The sequence below is a fragment of the Marinobacter sp. SS8-8 genome (genome assembly GCF_030540945.1).
Classification (GTDB): domain Bacteria; phylum Pseudomonadota; class Gammaproteobacteria; order Pseudomonadales; family Oleiphilaceae; genus Marinobacter.
On the sequence record NZ_JASSVN010000002.1, the window covers coordinates 229,148 to 251,340 of the forward strand.

Here is a 22,193-nt window from a genome sequence, read left to right on the forward strand (position 1 = left end):
ATGTCCAAAAAAACACGCTCAATGACTATCGGCGTACTGGCTAAGGCCGCCGGTATCGGGGTGGAAACCATCCGTTATTACCAACGGCGGGGACTGGTGGCAGAACCTGAAAAACCCTATGGGAGCATTCGTCATTACGACGACCAGGCCTTGGCACGCCTTCACTTCATTCGAACCGCCCAATGGCTGGGATTCAGTCTTGATGAAATCGGAGGACTGCTGACATTGCAGGACGGTACCCATTGCGATGAAGCACGGGCATTGGGCGAGCAAAAACTAACCAGTGTGCGGCAGAAAATTTCAAACCTGCAGCGTATCGAGCGTGCGCTGGACGGGCTAGTACAGGAATGCTGCACTCAGCGTGGGAATGTTGAATGCCCGTTAATTGCATCGCTCCAGGATGGGATTGAAAATATTCGGCTTTTACCTCATTAAAGGGCAAGGCAGCCCTTGAAAGGCGTGTATACGGAATTAATGGCTGAAGGGAGGTACGCTAACCTCAGCAACCCAAAAAAGCAGTGCCTCCCGAAGGACGAGACACTAGGCATGGCGCGCACTCCCTCTGAGATTGACAGTCGCCTTTTCTATTATTACGTTTAATCACATATTTATATCTTTTGCATTTTTTCACAAGGTTGAAATTCATGCTGTTCCGTCAGTTCTTCGACAAAACATCCAGCACCTACACCTATCTCATTGCGTCCGGTCGGGGTCGAGAAGCGCTCATCATCGACCCCGTAAAAGAGTCTACGGAGACCTATCTTGGGTTAATTGATCAACTTGATCTCAAGCTTGTCCGGGCGATTGATACCCACACTCATGCTGACCACGTCACCGCCCTTGGTGATCTGCGTGACGCCACCAAATGCATCACCATCATGGGTGAATTCACTAAGGCGGAATGCGTATCAGAGCACGTATCGGAAGGTGATCGAATTGATATCGACGGCATTCGGCTGGAAGCCATTTACACTCCGGGCCATACCGATGAATCCTTTAGTTTTTACTGGAATCAGGGCGACCAGCAGGCGGTATTCACCGGCGATGTGTTATTGATTCGAGGTAGTGGCCGGACTGATTTTCAGGGCGGCGACCCGCGCAAGAGCTACGATTCTATCGTTAACAAGCTGTTCCGCTTACCTGACGATACGTTGGTGTATCCAGCGCATGACTACAAAGGAATGCTGAGCTCTTCCATCTACGAGGAGAAGCATTACAACCCTCGCCTGGCGGGCAAATCGGAAGCCGAGTACGCCCGGATCATGAATAATCTTAACTTGCCCGACCCCAAACTGATGGATGTTGCCGTGCCTGCAAATCTAGCCTGCGGAAAACAACCGTGACGCTTGTAAGCATGGATTGTTGACCGATGAAGCTGCGTTCGGCATTGAATGCTGAGCCCGGCTTAGATCATACCCTGGGTAAACAAACCCACGAGAATTGAGGGTGAGCTTATATGGGAAGAATTCACTGGACTGGACTGCAAACATTCAAGGCCTAATTGGCGGCGAATGATCGGGCGTCAGTCGATGTCAATCCTTATTTGATCGGATCTCGCTTAAATCCCCGTTCCCTGCCAGCGGAATCATGATATGGGCATACGGTGTGCCGGACCACATAACCCAGGGGCCAGCCCCGCCTGAATCGGTTGGCAGTCCTTCCAGGACCTTGGCATCGGGCACCACCACCATAATATGAGGCGGGCGCGAGTCTGATTGCCACACGCCCTTATCCTGCGGCCCCTGGGCGCGCGGATTGGTATCGCTACCTGGTTTGCCGCCTTGCAACATATACCCGAAGCCGACCCGGTCGGTTTCGGGTTTGGTCTTTTGCATGTAAGCCTTCATAAAGCCTTGATAGGATGGATCAAGGCATCTGGGGCTATTTCCTGGTTCCGCGGCGTGGTCCGGAAAACACACCCAGCCGTTGCTGCCCTTGCGTAATACCCTGCCATCCATTGTTTTTACTGTGGCGTGTTTAGCGACATCGGAGGGCGCTGCACTCAGTGCGTTCTTGATCAAGCCTGAGTCAGAGGCCGATAACTCCGAAGACGTCAATGCTGGCGTGTGATCGGTATTCGAACTGGCACAGCCTGCCAACAGTAAGGCGGTTGCCGACATAGCCAAAAAATTACGTGTACGCATGGTTTTCTCTCCATTTAGGGAATGAGTTATAGCGTCAATCATCGATTCGCTCTGAACTGAGTTGAATACTATCGAGTGGTCGGGATTCAGGGCGCCACTTGGTAACCGTTCATTCCAGCAGCTTAGCCTGTCTGATAGGGTGACGCGGGTCGATTAACGAGTGTAGTGGGCTGTCGGCGAACCGCAGCTTCCAGAGTCGTGGCGTCAGGCCGGCCACCTCACTGGCCGGATGCTGGCTGATGCGTTGCAGAACATCCACCAGGTAGGTGTACGGATTCAAGTCGTGCAGCTTGCAGGTGGCGATGTCAACACTGAACGGCCGATAAGCCGCTGTCACGCTGCTGATCAACCAGGGCTCGCCATTGTTCCGGGGTGCGATGCTTTCTCATGGGGGTAACCTCGTGTCGGGAAACGTGAGGTTACTGTAGGGAAAGATTTACCGGGGTGGCAGAACGTCTTGGAATGAACGGTTACATTCGGACTCAATATTTTTGGTCCTTTCAAGGGCTGGTTTGCAACAGTCACGTCCATTGAGATCGGCCCTGAAGGCAACCTGTTTGTTGCCGACTTCTACAACGACCGAATCCAGAAATTCACGGCAGGAGGCGATTATCTGACCTCCTTTGGGATCGAATCGGATGGACCGGGCCAGACTGAAATTGCGGTTGCCGTGGATAGCGATGGCACCGTGTGGAGCGTGAATTTCGATGCGAATCGGGTTGAACAGTGGCGGCCATGAGCGCGCCGAAGCGTGTGCTTGAAAAGGCATCGTAACGGTCGGTTCGTTTGCGGGGCGCCAAGGGCTCTGGAGTAGCGTTTTACGGAGCGCTACTGCAGAGAAATCCGGGTTCATCGATTGCAACACTGGGCATGGATAGATTTCTGACATTGCTGTTTTGAGGCCTTCCATTCCTCTGAGAGGTGGACATGCCAAAACGATAGAAAGCCGATGTGGTTCAGTACCGCTGAGGCAAGTGGGTCGATCTGACGCCGTGTACGGAAACACATCTGTCCCGGAATTTCCAGGCCGGAAGACAGTGCAGGGCCGATAGCAGCTATACTGCCTAGTACCCACCATCGAGAAACTGGCGAATTGCCGGGGCACAGTTTGATTTCCAGGGCCGGCAGAGACGCAGGCAGAATCTGCAAGGAGCATTCATGAAACCGTTTCGACTGAACAAACATGGAAAGCTGGTGTTTCCCTCAAGCATCTTTACCGAGCTCGACTTCTCGATCATTACCGATCTCAACCAGTTGAAGGCGATCATTCGGCGCGACTTCGAAGTGAAGGCTCCGACTGGCACCGAAATCGCCGAGCGGGCGGCTGCGGGAGGCTATACAACACGCTATGACCTGCTGCGCGACATCGGCCTGCACCTTTTCTGGGCGAACCGTTACGCGCTGGTGATGTACGACAAGCAACCGATGCGCTGGCGCGATGTCCCGCGGACCCGCGACGATGTCTTCGTGTCTCTGCTGCAAACCTGGGAGGGGCGGGAAGCCAAGTCCGCAAGTGTCCGCGAAACCTACGCGCAGCTGCCGGCGAAGTGGAACGAAGCGGCTGAGGACGAGCTTTTCGACATGCTCTTTGACGGCTTCTCAAACAAGCTCCATCTCGCAGCGTCACTCCCGCCGATCAAGGCCACGATTGCCGAGGCGCTCGCCACGGCCGATGCCAAGACGACCACCCTCGGTGACTATAATCCCGACCACCCGCGCTACAGTGTCGACGACATCCTTGATGTCTCAGACGAGCAGGCGGAACTTGAGGCGCTCCGGCGCTGGGCGATGGTGCTGCACAACCAGCACCCATGGGAGCGGAGCCAGGCCAGGCTGAAGCCGTTGGCAGAGATGCAGGATGACGACATCGTCGTGCTGTATTATCCGAAAAACCGCCACGTGCTCGACTTCATCAACCACGAAAAGAGTGGTACCACCGGTGCCAAGCAGGCGCCGACGCCAGATCCTGCCGTCGAGCCCGTGAGACCCTATCCGCCGGTGGTGATTGGCGACGATGCGCCGATCCAGCCGAAGATCGAGGCGCTGGCCGTCCGCAAGGGTGAGGTCATCTGCTCAAACGAGGATGTGGTCCGGAACTCCCCATCCTCATGGTCGCCGATGAGCGCGGCGGAAATCGCCGACAAAACCGGCATCGAACGGCGCCGTTATACCGCCGAACCACTGGAGAATATCGCCCTTGAGGCCGCGCGGGCAGCGATGAAGCATGCCGGTCGCCGGTCCGAGGAGATCGGTGCGGTGCTGTTCTGCTCCTGTACCTCGAGCCGGCTGATTCCGTCGACAGCCACCTGGCTCTCAGGCCAGTTAGGCATCATGCAGACCCATTGCTCGGCCGACATCGTCGCCGCGTGCGCCGGGTTCCCGTATGGCGTCGCCGAGGCGGCTCGCCTGCTGCGGGAGATCGAACGTCCGGTCCTGCTGGTCATGGCCGAGAAGTTCTCGGACAAGATCGGCAATGCCCGACCGTCGCGGATGATCTTTGGCGACGGGGCCGCCGCCGTGGTGATCGCGCCGTCCGACGGTGAACGTGACATTCATGTGGTCCAGACCTATGCGAGCGGCCCCGCCAGTCAGGTGAACTCCATCATCTGGCCGAATCACGATTTCGACAACGACATCACAGTCTATGGCCCCGAGGTCAAGGCGTTGGTCAAGCGCTACCTGAACCAAATGATGGACGAGCTTTCCGAACTCGGGCTTGAGATCGACATAATCGTACCCCATCAAGCCAACAAGACAATGATCATAGAGATCGCCGAGCCCCAGGGAATCGACGCCAAGGACATTTACTTCAACATCGCCGAGGTCGGCAACGCCTCTGCGGCGAGCATCCCCATCGCGCTGGCCGACGCCGTCTTCGACGGGGCGATCAGCAAACGGTCGCTGGTTTTCACTCCGGGCTTCGGTGCCGGCGCCGTCGGTGGCTACGTCATCCTCTCGCTGGACCCGGCGTTGGTCGCGCCAGAGGTGACCACCACCCTCGCCATGAGCCCATCGTCGATGAAGGCGCATTCCTCGATTGAAGATATCAAGGAGGCGTTCCACGAATAAATTCTCGTTTCAGCGAACTGACGAGTCGTTTCTGTTGCGCCTTCTGGAGTTGCGCAAAGAACCGGGCATGATTACCCGTGCCTGCCTGCCCCTAAACCGTCTGCCCCTAAACCCCGCGCTAAATTATTCAACCGTGATCGTGATCTGCTCAGAGGCGACCGGCTGACTGTGCGGCACGTGCGCATAATTGCCCAGTAACAACTGCAAAGTGTGCTTGCCAGGCTGCAGCGTAATCTCGGTTTCTGTTTGCCCTCCGCCGAAATGCTTGATTTGATCGGTGGCTGGAAGCGGCTTGCTCAAATCGGACGGCACCTCAGTATCGATCAACAAATGGTGATGGCCGGTACCCGCTTTATCGACACCCGCCGGCGCGACGCCCATATTCCGCAACCCAAACACGACTTTGATGGTGCCCTCAACCGTTGCGCCATCGCTTGGCTGAACAAAATACACTTCGGCATTTTCCGGGGCATCTGACACCACGCTCTTAGCGAACGCGTTTACTGGCGCGATCAACAGAGCTGACAATAAGGTGATTGCGATCTTGTTCATTTCACGTTCTCCTTTAAATTCGCGAAATGTCAGTATAGTCGGCGAAATGGAGTATCGTTACCTGCTTCAACCAGACTCAACCCGGCAAACACTCAGAAAATAGATCCCGGTTTTCTACTACGCCTTCAGCCTAAACGCGCAGGCGTGAAGGCGTTATGGATTACGGGGTCACGATGTTGAACCCAAGATCAAACGCCTTGGTCAAATGTCCAAATTTTTTCTGTAACCGAAAACCAGATTCTGATTTGGCGAAATCCGACCGTTGGTCACAGAATAAAAAATAAATCTGTCCCGTTTTTCGACATCATCAGTGAGCCCGATCCATGACCATCGACCGTGAACGCCTGGCAGCCCTTGCCGCAGAACCTCATTTCCACCGGGGCAAATATCGAAACCTGGAGCCTGTGCCCCGCCATGGCCTGGGGGATTTCCTGCGCTGGCAACTGGCCCCCGGCCGCCGTTTCCCGCAGGGTAAACGCTACACGCTGCTGCGTCCGGATGGCCACTTGCTGATGAACCCGCCGGCAAAGCCACAACTGGTCTGGCTGGGGCATGCGTCATTCCTGTTCCAGCATCGGAGTCTGAACGTACTGACCGACCCGGTGTTGTCGGACCGTGCCAGCCCTTTCCGGTTGGTCGGGCCGAGACGGTTCACGCCACCCGCCCTGACGGTGGCGGAAATGCCGCCGATCCACCTGGTACTGATTTCCCACAATCACTACGACCATCTCGACGAAGCAACGGTGCGCCAGTTGCACCAACGTTTTGGCGCTAACCTCTGTTTCTGTATTCCCAAGGGGCTGCGACGCTGGTTCGAGAAGCGCGGTATCCACAATCTGGTGGAGCTGGACTGGTGGCAATCGACGCCCCTGGCCGGCAAAAATGAAGTATTCTGCCTGCCAGCCCAACACTTCAGCGGACGAACCGCCACCGACACCAACACCTCGCTGTGGTGTAGCTGGCTGCTGGAAATGGACGGCTTCCGGTTCTATTTCGGCGGTGATACCGGTTATGGTCAGGTGTTTCGCGACATTGGCGAGCTGTTTGCGCCCATTGATCTGGCGCTGCTACCCATCGGCGCCTACGACCCGCGCTGGTTCATGGCCCCGGTGCACGTGGCGCCGGAAGAGGCGGTCAGGATTCACCAGGATATTGGCGCCCGCCAGTCGGTAGCCATGCACTGGGGCACGTTCGTGCTGACCGACGAACCCATGGACGAGCCACCCCGGCGACTGCGGCTGGCGCTGGAGAGACAGGGCATAAGTGAGTTGGCCTTCCGGGTAATGCAGCATGGGGAAGTGTGGTCGCGGCAGTGATTAACGGGAAAACCGTCAAACACAACGCTGTCCCAGATTCTGAAAAATAGATCTGCCCCGGTTTTTGAAGTACGCCGGCTGGGCGGATGGCCTCTGCGCCCAATGGCATTAGTCGTCACTAACGCCGCCCCCACTCAGTCGGGGACGGCCATCTTTTATAAGGATGAATACTGCCGTCAAGCCCCTTACATCAGGTCGAAATCAAGACCATAGCCCACCGTGAAGCGAACGGCATCCATATTGGGCGATAAACCACCCACTGCACTATTGGTTGGTTCGACATCGCTCTTGTCAATGGCAAAGCTGAAGCCATCCTTGCTGATACTGGCGCCAACATGGTTGTAGCTGATATCACCGTTACCGTACTTGCCGTCATTGGTGTAGTCATAACGACCGGCATAGAGACTGATATCCACGGCACCCGCGGTAAAATCCGCGCTGCCGAAGAAATAGATATCACCCTCGTCAAACGCCTTATCTTTGTTGGCGGAACCGGCATCAATCGTGTAGTTCAGGCCAACCGTGATCACGCCGTAGGTTCCGGAAACATAAGCCTCTGTGTAATTGGTATTTGGAAATGAGGTGTACTGGTAGGTCAGCACGCCCAGATCATAACCGAGAGCGCCCGCCTCGCCGGCGAAACCGGCATAGAAATCCACCTCACCACCACCGAGACCCGCATCACCCAGTGTGGAGGCCCAGGTACCGGCATAAATACCGGAGTCGTGGCCCCAGTCGATACCACCCTGGACAACGGCACTGTCTCCTGAATACGTCGTACCGCGGAAGATATAGTTGGAGAGTGCGCTAACATTCGCCGTTACTTCGGCCGATGCCGCGCCGCTGAGTAAAAATGATGCTGCCGCCGCAGTGCCCAGTACCGTTGCTTTGATGGATTTATGATTGGTCATGGATGAACTCTCTAATTGGTGAAAAGAAACATGTCGCTCAAAAGCACAGTACTAGCAAAAAGCATAAATTGTACCAATCATTAATTTGTTTATTTTACAATAACTTGAATTATTTTATCGGGGCCTGCATTATTCAGGCTCAATCTAGGCGCACCATAATTGCGCAACGGGGATCTGTTTTAGTGCGGCGCCCCTTATGATAAGCCCAAGGCCATGCAGGTGGATTCGTCGACCCTTTTTTCGGACACTTTGAGGCAAGATTTGCGTATATTGACTGAGGCGTTTATTCGGCCCAAGCGTCGGTAGTCGCTCGCATTGGCTGTGATCCGAGAGAGAATGCACAGAACCAGATCTGTTCCGGTTTTCAACAGCCTCATCGTGACTCAACAATCCAAGGGAGCACAGCATTGGTCGATCTCAGGCAGAGCAGCCTGTGCCACAACCCGGCGGTAAATGCACCCACACAGGGCTTTACTTTGATTGAGTTGGTTGGTCGTAGTTATTGTCATTCTGGGGGTTCTCGCCGCCTTTGCCTTGCCACGCTTTGCGGATCTCGGCTCTGACGCCCGCATTGCCACCCTTGAGGAATTCGGCACACTGCAACTCAAACGATATACCGCACAAATCGAAAGGGCGATTAGATTAAATAGTTCTGTCCCGGCTTTCCCATGATTACTTCTCTGGCATTTCCTTGATGTAAAGGTCTTGTTGCGGGAATGGGATGGTGATGCCTTCTTGCTTGAATCGGCGCCAGATCTCCAGATTGATGTCAGAGCGTACACTACCGAAACCTGCTTCCGGGTCTGCGACCCAGACCCGCGCTTCCAGATGAATGCCGTTGTCGCCGAACTCCGTTAACCGGCACACTGGCTCCGGCTCCGAAATCACCCGGGGGTGCTCCCGGGCGATCTCCAACATGATGGCCATGGCAAGCTCCACGTCATCACTGTAGCTTACCGAAACCGGGATCTTCAGGCGTACGTTGGGGTCCGAATAAGACCAGTTAATCACCTCAGTGGTAATAAGGTTTTCGTTGGGAATGAGCGTATCCACGCCGTCGCGGTTGCGCACCACCACGTAGCGGGCATGCAGTGCGACCACCCAGCCGAACTTCTCACCGACACTGACCACATCACCGGGGCGAATCGAGCGGTCGAACACAAGAATAAAACCGCTGATGAAATTGCTGGCAATACGCTGCAGGCCGAAGCCCAGGCCAACACCCAGGGCACCGCCGAACACCGCGAGCGCCGTGAGATCAATACCGACCAGGTTAAGAACCGACAGTACAGCGATGGTGATCAGCACCAGCTTGCTGACTTTGGAAAAACCCACGGCCGCGCCAGGGCTCAGATACGGCAACCGGGACAGTCGCCGATCAATAATGCCCGAGAGCCATACGGCAACCACTAACAAAAGGCCCATCAGCAGGAGTAGCTTGATGACCGCCAACAGGGATATGCGCAGGTCGCCCACGGAGATGGCCAGGCTATCCATGGCCTCAAGCAATCCGGGTAGCAAGCCCACGAGATGCAGACCCACCACCAGCCAGATGAGAGTACTGATTATATTTTCCGAAGCCTTGACCAAGGGTCCGCTTCGCATCCCCTTGCGCAACATATAAACCAGGATGCGAATGAGGGCGAACGAGATCAGCAGCGGGACAGCCAGATCCAGGGCCCAATGGGCCTGATTCAGCGCGGCGAGTGACGCGCGACCCAGCAGAACCACCAGCAGCATTGAGATTGGAAAGGCAAGGCGCTGAATGGTGCGTTGCGTAAAGTGTCGCATGCCCTTGGAATCGACAGCGGTAAGCCGGGCAATGAGATGATGCAAATAAAACGCGGCCATCCCCGCAAACACCAGAACCGCAGCCTGCGGGATGACATCCAGCAGGCTTAGTTCCTGCATGGCCACCAGCAAATCCTGCCAGTTTTCCACCATCGACAACTCCCGAGCAACGAGAATTCAGTAACTGGCCGCACTTGGCAGCATTCAGCCTCTTTACAGTATAGGACCCCAAAAATAACTCTGTCTCGAGTTTCCGTTACAGGGGTGATTGGGCCTCGCGAACATGGGGTCAGATGAAAATGGGGTCAGATGAACTTTTCATCTGACCCCATTTTCATCTGACCCCGATTTCACATTACTCGGGTTTGTAAAGCCGCTGGATGCTGGAAAAGTCCAGCGTGCCATTGCCCTGCCCGGCATGGAGCTCAAACAGGTTGCGGGCCAGCGAGCCCATGGGGATCGCCGCGTGGTTCTTCACCGCGTTGTCGAAAGCCAGGCCCAGATCCTTGTTCATCAGGTTTACCAGGAAGCCGCCCTCATAGCCGCGGGATGCCGGCACACCTTCCATTACACCCGGCCAGGGGTTATAGACGTTCAAGGCCCAGTTGCCGCCGGAGCTCTGCTTCATGATTTCAGACAGTACCGCCGGATCGAGGCCGTTCTTCACGCCCAGAGCCAGTGCTTCACTGGTGCCGGCCATCAGGATCGCCAGCAGCATGTTGTTGCAGATCTTGGCGACCTGGCCGGAACCATGCTCACCGGCGTGGAAGATGTTCTTGCCCATGGCTTCCAGGATGGGCTTTGCCTTGTTGAAGGTCTCTTCCGCACCGCCGCAGATAAACGTCAGCGCGCCTGCCTTGGCACCGCCTACCCCGCCGGAAACCGGTGCATCCAGGAACGGAATATCCTTCGCTTTTGCGGCCTCGGCCACACCACGGGCTGTTTCCGGCGCGATGGTGGAGGAATCGATCACCAGGGTACCGGCCGGCAGATTGGCCAGCAGACCATCGTCCCCCAGGTATACGGCTTCCACATGTTGCCCGGCGGGTAGCATGGTGATGACACACTCGGCGCCATTGGCCGCTTCGTGGGCGGTGTCGGCAGTTTTTGCGCCTTCGGACACCAGGGCGGCAACGGCATCTTTCGAAAGATCGAACACAGTGACGTCGTGGCCCGCTTTAACGAGGTTGCTGGCCATGGGGCCGCCCATGTTGCCAAGGCCAATGAAGGTAATTATTGCCATGTCTTTTCCCCTTATTCTTGTGTTTGATTCGTAGGACTTGCCCTATCGGCAGCCCTGAGCTCTCTTGCCAACGTTTGTCGGATTACGGCTTTGCTTATCGACCTACATTCAGCGCCAGTTTCCCACAGCTCGGGTCAGCGCAGCGTAATCCGACAACAGGCCTGCTACCGGGTAACAAAGTCGTCGATCCAGGCACTGTCCATCTCGGCAAGGGATGCATAGCGCCAACGCGGCTGCTGGTCCTTATCGATCAGAAGCGCACGGATACCCTCTGCAAATTCCCCTTTTGTCAGGCATTTCCGGGAAAGCGCCAGTTCCTTATCGAGCACCTCTTTCAGGCTGTCGTGTTTGCAGCCGTGCAGGTGGCGCCAGACCAGGGCCAGGGAGGTCGGTGAGGCGCCGGCAAGGGAACGGGTCGCTTTCGCCACCCATCCGTCGCCACCGGACAGTTCTTTCAACTGGCTGACGGTCGTTTCCAGGGAATCGGCATCCGTAACCCGGTTAATCTCATCAAAATGGGTACGCACCGGCGATTCCGGTATGGCGTCGCCACTCTGGCGCTCAAACTGCCGGAGCACACTACCGACCACGGCGTGGGCTTCCTCGTCCTGCCAGTTGCGTTTGCACAGTTCTGCTACCACCTCCGCTTTCAGATCGTGCCGGATAAACCGATCCGCCAGGCCGGTAAACAGGGCGTCCGCGCCGTTGAGGCGAGTACCGGTCAGGCCCAGGAACAGCCCGGTACGGCCGGGGGTGCGGTTCAGGAACCAGCCAGCGGCAACATCCGGATAGAGGCCAATACTGATTTCCGGCATGGCGAGTTTCGAGCCTTCAGTCACTACCCGGTGGGACGCGCCTTGCATGATGCCCATACCGCCCCCCATCACAATGCCATGGCCCCAGCAAACGATGGGCTTCGGGAAGGTATGGATCAGGTGATCCAGCTCATATTCCTCGGTGAAGAACGCTTCACCTTCGCTGGCAGCCTGGGGCTCGGTCATACTGCGATACAGGGCGACAATGTCGCCACCGGCACAGAACGCCCTATCGCCTTCAGCTTCAAGCCAGACTGCCTGAATGGCCGGATCCTCTGCCCACCGCTTCAGCTGTGGTGTCAGCAGGCGAATCATCTCCAGGGACAGCGAGTTCAGCGTCTTCGGCATGTTCAGCCTGGCCACGGCAATCAGCGCGCCGCAGCCTGTTTTCCACTCTTCAAAGATAATGGGGTGATCACTCATAACAGATCCTTGAGCCAGCGTTCAGGGTGCCGGCCTCAGCGGTTTTTCCATTCCGGCTTGCGTTTGTCGAGAAACGCATTCACGCCTTCTTTCTGGTCTTCGGTGGAGAACAGCTCAACAAACAGTTCCCGTTCCATACGCCAGCCGTCGTCATGGCTGCGACCGTCGCGGGCGCTCATCACCAGGGTCTTGCAGCGGGCAGTGGAAGACGGGCTCTGTTTGCAGGCCATTTCCGCCAGCGCCAGGGCCTTTTCGAGCCCCTTGCCGGAGGGCACCACCTCCTCTACCAGGCCGATTCTCAGGGCGGTATCCGCATTTACGCGCTCTCCACACAGGATCATGCGTTTAGCCCAACCTTCACCCACCAGCCAGGGCAGGTTCTGGGTACCACCGGCACAAGGCAGCAGGCCTACAGACGCTTCCGGCAAGGCCATCTGGGCATGCTCCTCGGCAATACGGATATCGCAGGCCATGGCGCACTCAAGGCCGCCACCCATGGCATAGCCATTGACCGCCGCGACCGACACACCCCGGAATCGGCTGAGGGTCGCAAACGCCTCACCAAACAGCTGGCCCATTTCATTGGCCCGGGCCTTGTCACCGTCGGCGAAGGTTTTCAGATCCGCACCGGCGGAGAAAAATTTCTCGCCCTGCCCGGTCATTACCAGGGCAAAGATGTTTCGGTCTTCGTTGAGCTCACGAACCGTGTCCATCAGGGCAATCAGGGAATCCCGGGTCCAGGTGTTGGCCGGGGGGTTGTTGATGGTCAGTATTGCAATGTGTCCGCGTTTTTCGAGCTGAATCAGATCGCTCATTTTATTCTCCCCTTCTGAAAATGGGGTCAGATGAACTTTTCATCTGACCCCGTCTTTATGCCTATTGAATAGCTTCGGCCACGCCGTCCTCGAGCAGACGGCGGGCGACAATCAGCCGCATGATTTCGTTGGTGCCTTCCAGGATCTGATGCACTCGCAGGTCACGCAGGTAACGCTCCAGCGGGTATTCCCTAATATAGCCATAACCGCCATGCAGTTGCAGGGCCTCGTTGACCACCTCAAAGCAGGCGTCGGTGGCGAAGCGTTTGGCCATGGCACAATGCAGTGTTGCTTCCGGATCGGTGTTATCGAGTTTGAAAGCACCCAGGCGAACCATCTGCCGTGCTGCGACCAGATTGGTGGCCATGTCGGCCAGTTTGAACTGCAGGGCCTGAAACGCCGCCAGCGGTTTGCCGAACTGTTCGCGCTCGTGCATGTAATTACGGGCCCGCAGCAGGGCGGCCTGGGCACCGCCGAGGGAACAGGTGGCGATGTTCAGGCGCCCGCCATCCAGGCCTTTCATGGCAATTGCAAAACCGTCGCCTTCCTCGCCCACACGGTTGCTGGCCGGGATGCGCACGCTCTCGAGGCTGATCATCCGGGTTGGCTGGCTGTGCCACCCCATTTTCTCCTCGTTCTTGCCGTAGGAAACGCCATCGGCATCTGCAGGAATCACGAAGGTGGAAATGCCTTTGTAACCCGAATCCGGCGCCCCGGTTCGGGCCATGAGCACCAGGATGTCGGTGGCGCCGGCACCGGAGATAAATACCTTGCTGCCGTTAATCACATAGTGGTCGCCGTCCCGGACTGCCTTGGTACGAAGGCTGGCAGCATCCGAGCCGGCACCCGGTTCAGTCAGGCAGTAGGACGCCAGCCATTCGCCGCTGGCCAGTTTTGGCACAATTTCCTGTTTGAGGTCATCCGAGGCGAAGCTGGCAACCATCCAGGTCGCCATATTGTGGATGGTGATAAACGCAGCCGTTGAGGGGCAGGCAGCGGCGAGTTCTTCCACGATAACGGAGGTGTCCAGCCGTGACAGGCCCATGCCACCAAGGGCTTCCGGGGTGTACATGCCCATAAAGCCCATCTCTCCGGCTTCTTTGAGCACATCCGTCGGAAAGATATGTCCGTCGTCCCACTTTGCCGCGTACGGCGCCATGGCTTTCTCTGCAAACGCTCGGGCCGCCTCGCGAAACGCCTGCTGGTCTTCAGTGAGGTTAAAGTCCATCGTTACGCTCCAGAAAAAAAGAGGATTGGCATTGAAAGGGGGCAATAAACAAGGGGCCGGAAACGGATTCCGGCCCAAAGAACCCCACCTTCAACGCAATTAACGCAACTGGATAGAGAAGTTGGCTTCCGAGCTCGTCGCCTCACTGGAGAACCAGCGGGAGGTAACCGTTTTGGTTTCGGTGTAGAAGCGAACCGCCTGTTTGCCGTAGGCATGCTGATCGCCATAGAAGGAGCCCTTCCAACCGGTGAACGAGAAGAACGGCAGGGGCACCGGAATGGGGATGTTCACACCCACCTGACCTACATCGATCTCGTGCTGGAACCGACGTGCAGCACCACCGGAGCTGGTGAAGATGGAAACACCGTTACCGTATGGGCTCTTGTTCACCAGTTCGATAGCATCTCCAAGCGTGTCTGTTTCCACGCAGCACAGCACCGGGCCAAAGATTTCTTCGTTATAGATGTCCATTTCGGTGGTTACACCGGAAAACAGTGTCGGGCCAACCCAGTTGCCATCCGGCAATCCGTCTACCGTGCAACCACGGCCATCCAGCAGCAGGTTGGCACCCTGAGCCTCGCCGGTGGCAATAAGGGATTCGATACGGTCTTTCGCCTTGCCGGAAATCACTGGACCATAGCTGGCGCCGGCGTCATTCCAGGCACCGGGACGAACCTTGGCCATGGCTTCCTTCAGTTCCGGAATCCACTGCTGGGCTTCGCCCACGAAGACGGCCACGGAAATCGCCATGCAGCGCTGGCCCGCCGCGCCGACAGAAGCGCCCACCAGGGCGTTGAGTACCTGCTGCTTGTCAGCATCCGGCAGGATCACCATGTGATTCTTGGCGCCGGCGAAGCTCTGAACACGCTTCATGTGGCGGGTACCGGTTTCGTAGATGTAACGGCCCACGGGAACAGAACCCACAAAGGAAACGGCCCTGATGGCGGGATCAGTCAGCAGGACATCCACCTGTTCCTTGCCGCCGTGAACCACCTGCAGAACACCCTTGGGTGCGCCGGCTTCTTCAAACAGCACAGCAAGGCGCATGGGAGTCAGTGGATCCTGTTCGGACGGCTTCAGGATGAAGGTGTTACCACAGGCAATCGCCATCGGGAACATCCACAGCGGAATCATGGCCGGGAAATTAAACGGGGTAATACCGGCGCACACGCCCAGCGGCTGAATCCAGGAGTGGGTGTCCACTTCACGGGCTACGTTTTCAACAGTCTCGCCCATCATCAGGGAGGCGACGTTGGCGGCGTGTTCAACCACTTCGATACCACGCCAGACATCGCCCTTGGCGTCATCAAAGGTCTTGCCGGTTTCCTGGGACAGGATTTCGGCAATTTCATCGTGATGCTCTTTCAGCAGAGCCTGATAACGCAGCATAACCCGGGCGCGCTCGGAGACAGGCACTTCCTTCCAGGTCTTGAACATTTCGCCGGCGCTTTCGATGGCCTTGCGCATTTCCGCACCTGTGGTGCAAGGAGCCCTGGCGATCACTTCGTTGGTCGCGGGGTCGGTGACGTCAATCCAGTCACTGGTGTTGCTCTGGACGAACTCACCTGCGAGATACAGCGGTACATTTTTCATGTTGATATCCCTGTTTGTTGTTGTGCGGGAAGCCAGCCGAAACTCGTTGGGTCCCGGCCACGTCTAACCAAAGACTAGCACGGGTACGGCAACAGGGTGATTGACTAAATTTCGCCCGTAATGGACTATCTTTGGATAAAGAAAACCCGGGCGACACCAGACATGACCCAAACCTCGCAGTGGCCGGTGCCCAAAGACAGCATTCGATACGTGGTACCTGAGCCAATCATCCGGCTCCTGGCCAGCCACCCACTGACCCGGGATCTATACCCCCTGGCCTTCGGCCATTACCGGCGGGCTGTGGGCCATCACATGCACCGGGAACATCATCGCGACAATCTTTTGATTTACTGCACCGAAGGCAAGGCGTTCCTGAATATTCAGGGACAGCCCTATACCGTGGAAGCCGGTGACCTGCTGCTTCTGCCGGCCGGAGCCGGTCACCGCTACACCGCGGACCCGGACAACCCCTGGACCATTCACTGGGTTCATTACACAGGGCCGCTGGCGGAGGATTTCCGCAATTACATGGGGTTTGACGGCCCAACCCGCATTCGCCACCTGGGGCGCCAGCCACGTCTGCTGGTGGACTTTAACGGCCTGCTATCGGTACGCCAGACCGGTTTCCGGGCTCGCGGGCTTATCCACGCCGCCAACCGGCTCCGGCAACTAATGGCAGCAGTCCCGATCAACGCAGATGAGACCGGTCACGAGCGGCAGGCGGAACTGGACACCATCCACAACTATATGCGGGAGCACCTGGATGAGCGCATCAGCCTGGAGCAGCTTGCGGATCTCGCCGGCCTGTCTCCGGCCCATTTCGCCACCCGCTACCGGGAGCAGACCGGCACTTCTCCGATCCGGCATTTCCTGCACCTGAAAGTGGAACGGGCCTGCCAGATGCTGGACACCAGCAGCCTGAGCTTTGCCGACATCAGCCGGCGCCTGGGCTACGACGACACCTATTATTTTTCCCGGCTTTTCAAAAAAGTCATGGGCCAATCACCCCGGGATTACCGCCATACCGCCCGGCACTGACCGGGCACTCCAGGCCAGATTGAAACCTGCCGCCTGCTACGACTTTTGTTGCAGTAGCCAAAGAGTTAGTCTTGGCTGATAAGTGGATAGAAAGAGTGAGCCCATGGCCATGTACAGGATAGAAATTGACGAAACCTTCGACATTCCCCGAAGAAAGGTGTTTGCCCTGTTTGCCGATCACCATCGTTTTGGCAAGCTTCTGGGAGCACCGGCCAAACGCATCAGGGACAGCCACCAGGCCGATCCGAACGGCATCGGTTCGGTCCGCAAGATTGGCATCGGGCCGGTCGGCCTGGAAGAAACCGTCACCAATTTCGAACCGGATTCGCTGATTGAGTACACCATCACCAGCATGAGCCCGATCCGGAATCATCTGGGACGAATCCGGTTTGAAGACACATCGGAAGGCAGGACCCGGGTAAACTACAGCATCTCTTTTGAAGACATTGTGCCATTTACCGGAAAAGTGGTGAGCAAGGCCCTTGAACAGCGCATTCGCCGCGGGATCAAACGGGTGCCACTACTGTCCTGAATGCGGGCATGAGCAAATCGCTACCAGAGGAATATCAGTGATATTGCACTGACGGCCCGGGATAACTATCGCCGCCAGGAGTCTGCGCGGCAAAAATCGCGCAGACTCCTGGATCGATTACGTGTAATCGCCTGCAACAGGACGCTCCGCCGGACCGGATTCATGTCCCGTTACATTAGTCTTCCTCCCGCACCGAAAGTAGCGCCCATGCCGAAGGCTGAGCGACCGGACAAAGCCAAATAACCCTGTCACCAGCCAGCAATGTTGAGTAAAATCCGGCCTTTTCCAGAAAACCAAGAGGCAGCGCAAATGGGCAGAGCCTACCAGAACCGCAAAGAGTCCATGGCCAAGACGGCTGCAGCAAAAACCAAGGTCTACAGTAAGTACGGACGCGAAATTTACATGAGCGCCAAGTCCGGAGGCCCCGATCCGCAGGCCAACCTGTCCCTGCGCGGGCTGATCGACCGTGCAAAGAAAGACCAGGTACCCTCCCACGTGATCGAGAAGGCCATTGACAAAGCCCGGGGAGGCGCCGGTGAAGACTACTCTCCTGCGCGCTATGAGGGCTACGGACCGGGCAACTGCATGGTGATCGTAGACTGCCTGACCGACAACCCTAACCGCACCTTCGGCGACGTGCGCCTGGCCTTCACCAAGACCAAGTGTAAGATCGGTACCCCGGGCACCGTTGCCCACATGTTTGATCACAGCGCCATTTTTGCGTTCAAGAGCGATGATGAGGAAGCCATCCTGGAAGCGCTGATGGAAGCGGACGTCGACGTGACCGACATTGAAAACGAGGACGGCCTGATTACGGTTTTTACACCAAACACGGAATATGCCAAGGCGCGTCAGGCTTTGGTAGACGTGATCGAAGGCATCGACTTTGAGGTGGACGAAATCCAGTTCCTGCCCAAGACCACCTCACCGGTGGAAGGCGATGACATCCCCATGTTCGAGAAATTTCTGGATATGCTGAACGAACTGGACGATGTGCAGAATGTGTTCCACAACGCCGAGCTGCCGGACCAGTAAGCCAGAGGCTCATGCCATGCAGGAAAACAGCACCGTGCAGCAGAACCCTTCCCCGAACCGCAAGGCGCGAGTGGTGATCCTGAAAACAGGCAGTACCTACCCTGGCCTCCTGGCCCAATTCGGTGATTTCGACGACTGGTTCCTGCGCGGACTGTCACCGGAACTCGATATCACTGTCACCCACGTGGAAGCCGGCGAGCTACCCGGAAGCCCTGAAGACTGGGATGGCATTGTGGTGACAGGCTCCCCCGCCATGGTCAGCGACCGGGCCAATTGGAGCGAAAATACCGGGGCCTGGCTGGCACGAGCGGTTGCCGCTGAAATCCCGGTACTTGGAGTCTGCTACGGGCATCAGCTGCTGGCCCATGCCTTGGGCGGCGAAGTGGGATATCACCCGAAGGGCCGGGAGACCGGCACCCATGCGGTTGAACTGCTTCCCGAAGCCAGCTCAGACACCCTGTTCCGGGGACTGCCGGCGATTTTCCCGGCCCAGTTGACGCACCGGCAGTCGGTACTGCGCTTGCCCGCCGGCGCGGTGTTGCTGGGACGCAACGGTTTCGAGCCCAACCAGGCGTTCAGAATCGGCCCCTGCGCCTGGGGCGTGCAGTTCCATCCAGAGTTTACGGATACCGTCATGAGAGCCTACCTGGAAGTACAGGCGCCGGACCTGAGCCGGGAAGGGCTTGATGCGGAAGCACTGATTGCCGGTGTGAAACCCGCTCCGGACGCGTCCTCGCTTCTCCCTCGTTTTTCAGGGCTTGCCATAGAACGAGCCCGGTAATATCCGGGACGGCATTTTCCGTCAGTCGAGGATATAGGCCGTCTTTTCCATCGCCTGCTCTTCTTCATCTATAAAGCGGAACTCATTCCAGCCGATACGCACCCTATCGTGACTGTTCAGCCGCTGCCGGCCCTCAATCCGCAGTTCGTTCACAAAGGTGCCATTGGTGCTGTTGCTGTCGGTGATGTAGTAATCCACGGTGCCTTCGAGATAGGCATTGGGTGCAGCTTCAATCAGGGCGTGCCGGCCACTCACCGAGATTTCATCAATCCGGATGTCATTATCCGGTCGGCGGCCAAGGCGGGTTTCCGGCTGCCCGAGCTCAAAGCTGTTGACCACCACGTTGTCCACCAGTTGCGAAAGCGAAGCCATGTCAGGTTCCTCAATACTCCAACGTCAGTAATACCACAGATACGTTGTCACCAGCCTCGTTTGCGAGGCCGGCGTCAATCATTGCCTGCGCCCTGCGCTCCATGCCGTCACTTTCCCTCAAAATCTCAAGCCACCGTGCTTCCGGGACAAAATGGGTCAACCCGTCGGAACACAGCAACAGCACATCACCCTTTTCCAAAGACTCAACCCGGTAACTGGGCTGCACCTGCTCAACGGCACCCACCGCCCGGGTGAGCACATTCCGAAAAGGTACATTGGGAACGTCGGCCTCGGTAATGCTGCCATCCTCCAGCATGCTCTGGACCACGGTATCGTCCCGGGTCAGACAGACCGCCTGTCTTCCTTGCAGAGCGTAACAGCGGGAATCTCCGATATGGGCAATGTGTGCCCTGTCGCCGGTTACCCAGGCCACAACCAGGGTTGTGCCCATTTTTTCGAGCTTTGCATCCTCGGCGCGCCGGCTCAGTATGCGTTCATTGGCCAGTGCGAAAGCACGCTCCAGGCTTTCCCTGACTGAGCTGACGGTTTTGCCGGACGACGGCCCGGAGATTTCCGGCTCAAGGGATTCCACAACAGCGTCAACCGCGAGGCGACTGGCAATCTCGCCTCCCTGATAGCCGCCCATACCGTCGGCAACCACCAGCAGCGCCTGATCACCGGAATCGTTTACCCGCCAGTCCACCACATCCTGGTTCGATTTCCTGACTGCACCCCGGTGACTCTGGCCTGCAATGCGATACCTCATCGGGACACCTCCTGGCCCGCTTCTCGCACCGCCAGGCGCCGCACGGCCTCGGCCATGGTGGCGGCGCTGGCAAAGCGTTTATCCGGCTCGCGCTGGATGGCCTTGTTGATCAACCGAACCACCCCATTGGGCAACTCGGCATTGAACTCCCGGACGCTGCGCGGGCGCTTGTTGAGGATCTGGTAAGTCAGGTTGGCGAGGGTATCGCCCTGATAGGGCGTTTCGCCGCTCACCAGCTTGTACAGGGTCACGCCCAGGCTGTAGATATCGGAGGCACCGGTTATCTTCTGGCCTTTCAATTGCTCCGGTGACATGTAGAGCGGGCTACCCATGACAACGCCGGTGCGGGTCCGCGAGCCGTCGGAAATTTTGGCGATGCCAAAGTCGGTAATCTTTATGTCGCCGGTATCAGGGTTAAAAATGATGTTCCCCGGCTTGATGTCACGGTGGACGATTTTCTGGCTATGGGCATAGGCCAGGGTATCTGCAACCCGGGCAATAATGTCCAGCACCCCGGGCAACGGCAGCAACCTCCCGGGCTTGCCGAATTCACTGAGCGGCCGGCCCCTGGCGTAATCCATGGCAATATAGGCAAGGTCTGCCTCCTCTCCAACATCATACACCGTTACGATGGCCGGGTGACTCAGACGACCGGCCGCTTCGGCCTCCCGGAAGAAACGTTCCTTGAGGTCCTGAAGCTGACCGTCATCAAACGCCTGGTAGCTCAGGGTCTTGATGGCGACAGTTCGGGCAATTTTCGGATCCTTGCCAAGGTAAACCACACCCATGGCACCCCGGCCGATCTCCCGCTCGATTTCATAACGCCCGAGAGTCGGTCGACTCACCGAGGGTTCCGGCATTAATAGGGTGCGGGTGTTGTCGAAGCTGCCGGTTTGCATCATTGAGGCATCCGGCGACAATTTCTCCAGTGCCACCAGGCGGGCGGCGGTATCCCGGAAATTCTTCTTGCGCTCCAGAATACTGCGGTAGGTGGTTACGGCCTTCTCGTACTGACGTTTGCGCTCCTGCTGAATGGCGATGTCGTAACGCAGCTCCAGAGCCCCGGCGCAGGGCGGGCAGTGATTGAGTGCCTCAAGGGCATCGTCGGTATGCCCCTGTTGCAGAAACAGCCTGGCCAGCCTGAGGCGGGCTTCACGGACATTGTCGGTCAGGGTGCGAATGCGGTTGTGGGGCTGAAGCCAGAACAGCATCACCACAAAACCGACCACCAACAAGGTCAGCACTTCGCCCAGAGGCACCCAGGCACTTCGGTAGAACATCAGGGCCGCCTGCAAAACCACCAGGGAACCGCCAAGCAGCAGAGTGACAGGCAGGGAAACGGCAGCACCCATCACCGGGACAGCAAGCGTCAGAAAGAGTGCCGTAACGGCCAGCCCTGCGGTAACCGCAATATCAGCCCACAGAGGTTCCACCAGCCCCCGGTCAGCCAGTGCTTTATGAAGACTGTCCTGTGACACAATGGTGGTGGGGCTGGCACCCTCTGGCACTCCGAGAATACTGAACAGCACCCTATCGGCCCAGCCAACAAGCGCCAGCTGGTCTCCAGCCAGGGCAAACACCACGGCAGCCAAAAGAACAACGGCCCGCAGACTGAACAAGCGCGGCATGAATGAAATGATGGCGTTCACAGGCAACTTTGTTATAAATGACTGATCTGCCTAGTTTAGAAAGCGTTGGTGTCGCGCGATACAACGACAGAGGTGTTTTTTGTAAGTGTTTGTTTACCTGGGAGGAAGGTCACGTATGTT

General features: G+C 57.2%; 20 protein-coding genes and 2 pseudogenes. 9 read left to right on the plus strand and 13 right to left on the minus strand.

Translation table 11 applies throughout. From position 1 onward, the window contains the following. Positions 1-435 carry an Hg(II)-responsive transcriptional regulator gene (gene merR / locus QPL96_RS03030; RefSeq protein WP_303285485.1) on the plus strand — a complete coding sequence of 145 codons (435 nt, stop codon included), beginning with the start codon at positions 1-3 and terminating at the stop codon, positions 433-435. Positions 436-644: 209 nt separating this feature from the next. Further along, positions 645-1,343: an MBL fold metallo-hydrolase gene (locus QPL96_RS03035; RefSeq protein WP_303285487.1), complete on the plus strand. Its 699-nt coding sequence runs from the start codon at positions 645-647 to the stop codon at positions 1,341-1,343. Between the two features lie 189 nt (positions 1,344-1,532). Here the strand turns inward: QPL96_RS03035 and QPL96_RS03040 are convergent, their stop codons facing one another. Continuing rightward, the gene (locus QPL96_RS03040; RefSeq protein WP_303285488.1) at positions 1,533-2,144 is read right to left on the minus strand and encodes a hypothetical protein; all 612 of its coding nucleotides are present in this window, start codon (positions 2,142-2,144) and stop codon (positions 1,533-1,535) included. Between the two features lie 109 nt (positions 2,145-2,253). Then, positions 2,254-2,448 (minus strand): annotated as a pseudogene (locus tag QPL96_RS03045) (transposase domain-containing protein); the annotation flags it as partial. Positions 2,449-3,302: 854 nt separating this feature from the next. On the opposite strand from QPL96_RS03045, the gene QPL96_RS03050 reads away from it, so the two are divergent. Next, complete coding sequence (locus QPL96_RS03050) at positions 3,303-5,213, plus strand: 3-oxoacyl-[acyl-carrier-protein] synthase III C-terminal domain-containing protein (RefSeq protein WP_303285489.1); 1,911 nt, start codon at positions 3,303-3,305, stop codon at positions 5,211-5,213. 123 nt (positions 5,214-5,336) lie between these two features. Here the strand turns inward: QPL96_RS03050 and QPL96_RS03055 are convergent, their stop codons facing one another. After that, on the minus strand, positions 5,337-5,765 hold the full coding sequence (locus QPL96_RS03055) for a DUF4399 domain-containing protein (protein ID WP_303285490.1): 429 nt from the start codon (positions 5,763-5,765) through the stop codon (positions 5,337-5,339). Between the two features lie 323 nt (positions 5,766-6,088). On the opposite strand from QPL96_RS03055, the gene QPL96_RS03060 reads away from it, so the two are divergent. Beyond that, positions 6,089-7,081 carry an MBL fold metallo-hydrolase gene (locus QPL96_RS03060; RefSeq protein ID WP_303285491.1) on the plus strand — a complete coding sequence of 331 codons (993 nt, stop codon included), beginning with the start codon at positions 6,089-6,091 and terminating at the stop codon, positions 7,079-7,081. A 185-nt stretch (positions 7,082-7,266) separates the two neighbouring features. Here QPL96_RS03060 and QPL96_RS03065 read toward each other — a convergent pair whose 3' ends face one another. Continuing rightward, the gene (locus QPL96_RS03065; RefSeq protein ID WP_303285492.1) at positions 7,267-7,992 is read right to left on the minus strand and encodes a TorF family putative porin; all 726 of its coding nucleotides are present in this window, start codon (positions 7,990-7,992) and stop codon (positions 7,267-7,269) included. 431 nt (positions 7,993-8,423) lie between these two features. Here QPL96_RS03065 and QPL96_RS03070 point away from each other — a divergent pair. Beyond that, positions 8,424-8,577, plus strand: a pseudogene (locus QPL96_RS03070) (prepilin-type N-terminal cleavage/methylation domain-containing protein); the annotation flags it as partial. 87 nt (positions 8,578-8,664) lie between these two features. Here QPL96_RS03070 and QPL96_RS03075 read toward each other — a convergent pair. The 6 genes from QPL96_RS03075 to QPL96_RS03100 form a co-directional block, all read right to left on the minus strand. Further along, the gene (locus tag QPL96_RS03075) at positions 8,665-9,936 is read right to left on the minus strand and encodes a mechanosensitive ion channel family protein (protein ID WP_303285493.1); all 1,272 of its coding nucleotides are present in this window, start codon (positions 9,934-9,936) and stop codon (positions 8,665-8,667) included. Positions 9,937-10,138: 202 nt separating this feature from the next. Beyond that, positions 10,139-11,026 carry a 3-hydroxyisobutyrate dehydrogenase gene (mmsB, locus tag QPL96_RS03080; protein WP_303285494.1) on the minus strand — a complete coding sequence of 296 codons (888 nt, stop codon included), beginning with the start codon at positions 11,024-11,026 and terminating at the stop codon, positions 10,139-10,141. A 164-nt stretch (positions 11,027-11,190) separates the two neighbouring features. After that, positions 11,191-12,264 (minus strand): enoyl-CoA hydratase/isomerase family protein, encoded by a 1,074-nt coding sequence (locus QPL96_RS03085; RefSeq protein WP_303285496.1) that lies wholly within the window; start codon positions 12,262-12,264, stop codon positions 11,191-11,193. A 35-nt stretch (positions 12,265-12,299) separates the two neighbouring features. Continuing rightward, complete coding sequence (locus tag QPL96_RS03090; RefSeq protein WP_303285497.1) at positions 12,300-13,079, minus strand: enoyl-CoA hydratase; 780 nt, start codon at positions 13,077-13,079, stop codon at positions 12,300-12,302. Positions 13,080-13,140: 61 nt separating this feature from the next. Continuing rightward, entirely contained in the window at positions 13,141-14,307 is a 1,167-nt protein-coding gene (locus QPL96_RS03095) for an acyl-CoA dehydrogenase family protein (RefSeq protein ID WP_303285498.1), read from the minus strand. 99 nt (positions 14,308-14,406) lie between these two features. Further along, entirely contained in the window at positions 14,407-15,900 is a 1,494-nt protein-coding gene (locus tag QPL96_RS03100; protein WP_303285499.1) for a CoA-acylating methylmalonate-semialdehyde dehydrogenase, read from the minus strand. Positions 15,901-16,062: 162 nt separating this feature from the next. Here QPL96_RS03100 and QPL96_RS03105 point away from each other — a divergent pair, with 162 nt between their 5' ends. The 4 genes from QPL96_RS03105 to QPL96_RS03120 all read left to right on the plus strand — a co-directional run bounded on the left by QPL96_RS03105 (position 16,063) and on the right by QPL96_RS03120 (position 19,286). After that, entirely contained in the window at positions 16,063-16,938 is an 876-nt protein-coding gene (locus QPL96_RS03105) for an AraC family transcriptional regulator (RefSeq protein WP_303285500.1), read from the plus strand. A 103-nt stretch (positions 16,939-17,041) separates the two neighbouring features. After that, positions 17,042-17,470, plus strand: a complete 429-nt coding sequence (locus QPL96_RS03110) for an SRPBCC family protein (protein WP_303285503.1) — start codon at positions 17,042-17,044, stop codon at positions 17,468-17,470. Between the two features lie 309 nt (positions 17,471-17,779). After that, positions 17,780-18,505 (plus strand): YebC/PmpR family DNA-binding transcriptional regulator, encoded by a 726-nt coding sequence (locus QPL96_RS03115; RefSeq protein ID WP_303285505.1) that lies wholly within the window; start codon positions 17,780-17,782, stop codon positions 18,503-18,505. A 16-nt stretch (positions 18,506-18,521) separates the two neighbouring features. After that, entirely contained in the window at positions 18,522-19,286 is a 765-nt protein-coding gene (locus QPL96_RS03120; protein WP_303285507.1) for a glutamine amidotransferase, read from the plus strand. Between the two features lie 21 nt (positions 19,287-19,307). Here QPL96_RS03120 and QPL96_RS03125 read toward each other — a convergent pair whose 3' ends face one another. The 3 genes from QPL96_RS03125 to QPL96_RS03135 are packed head-to-tail and all read right to left on the minus strand — an operon-like array spanning position 19,308 to position 22,073. Next, positions 19,308-19,658, minus strand: coding sequence for an FHA domain-containing protein (locus tag QPL96_RS03125; protein WP_303285508.1), 351 nt, complete (start codon positions 19,656-19,658; stop codon positions 19,308-19,310). A gap of 10 nt (positions 19,659-19,668) precedes the next feature. Next, positions 19,669-20,424 carry a protein phosphatase 2C domain-containing protein gene (locus QPL96_RS03130; protein WP_303285509.1) on the minus strand — a complete coding sequence of 252 codons (756 nt, stop codon included), beginning with the start codon at positions 20,422-20,424 and terminating at the stop codon, positions 19,669-19,671. Continuing rightward, positions 20,421-22,073, minus strand: coding sequence for a serine/threonine-protein kinase (locus QPL96_RS03135; RefSeq protein ID WP_303285511.1), 1,653 nt, complete (start codon positions 22,071-22,073; stop codon positions 20,421-20,423). The genes QPL96_RS03130 and QPL96_RS03135 overlap by 4 nt, the downstream gene beginning before the upstream one ends. Positions 22,074-22,193 lie beyond the last annotated feature (120 nt).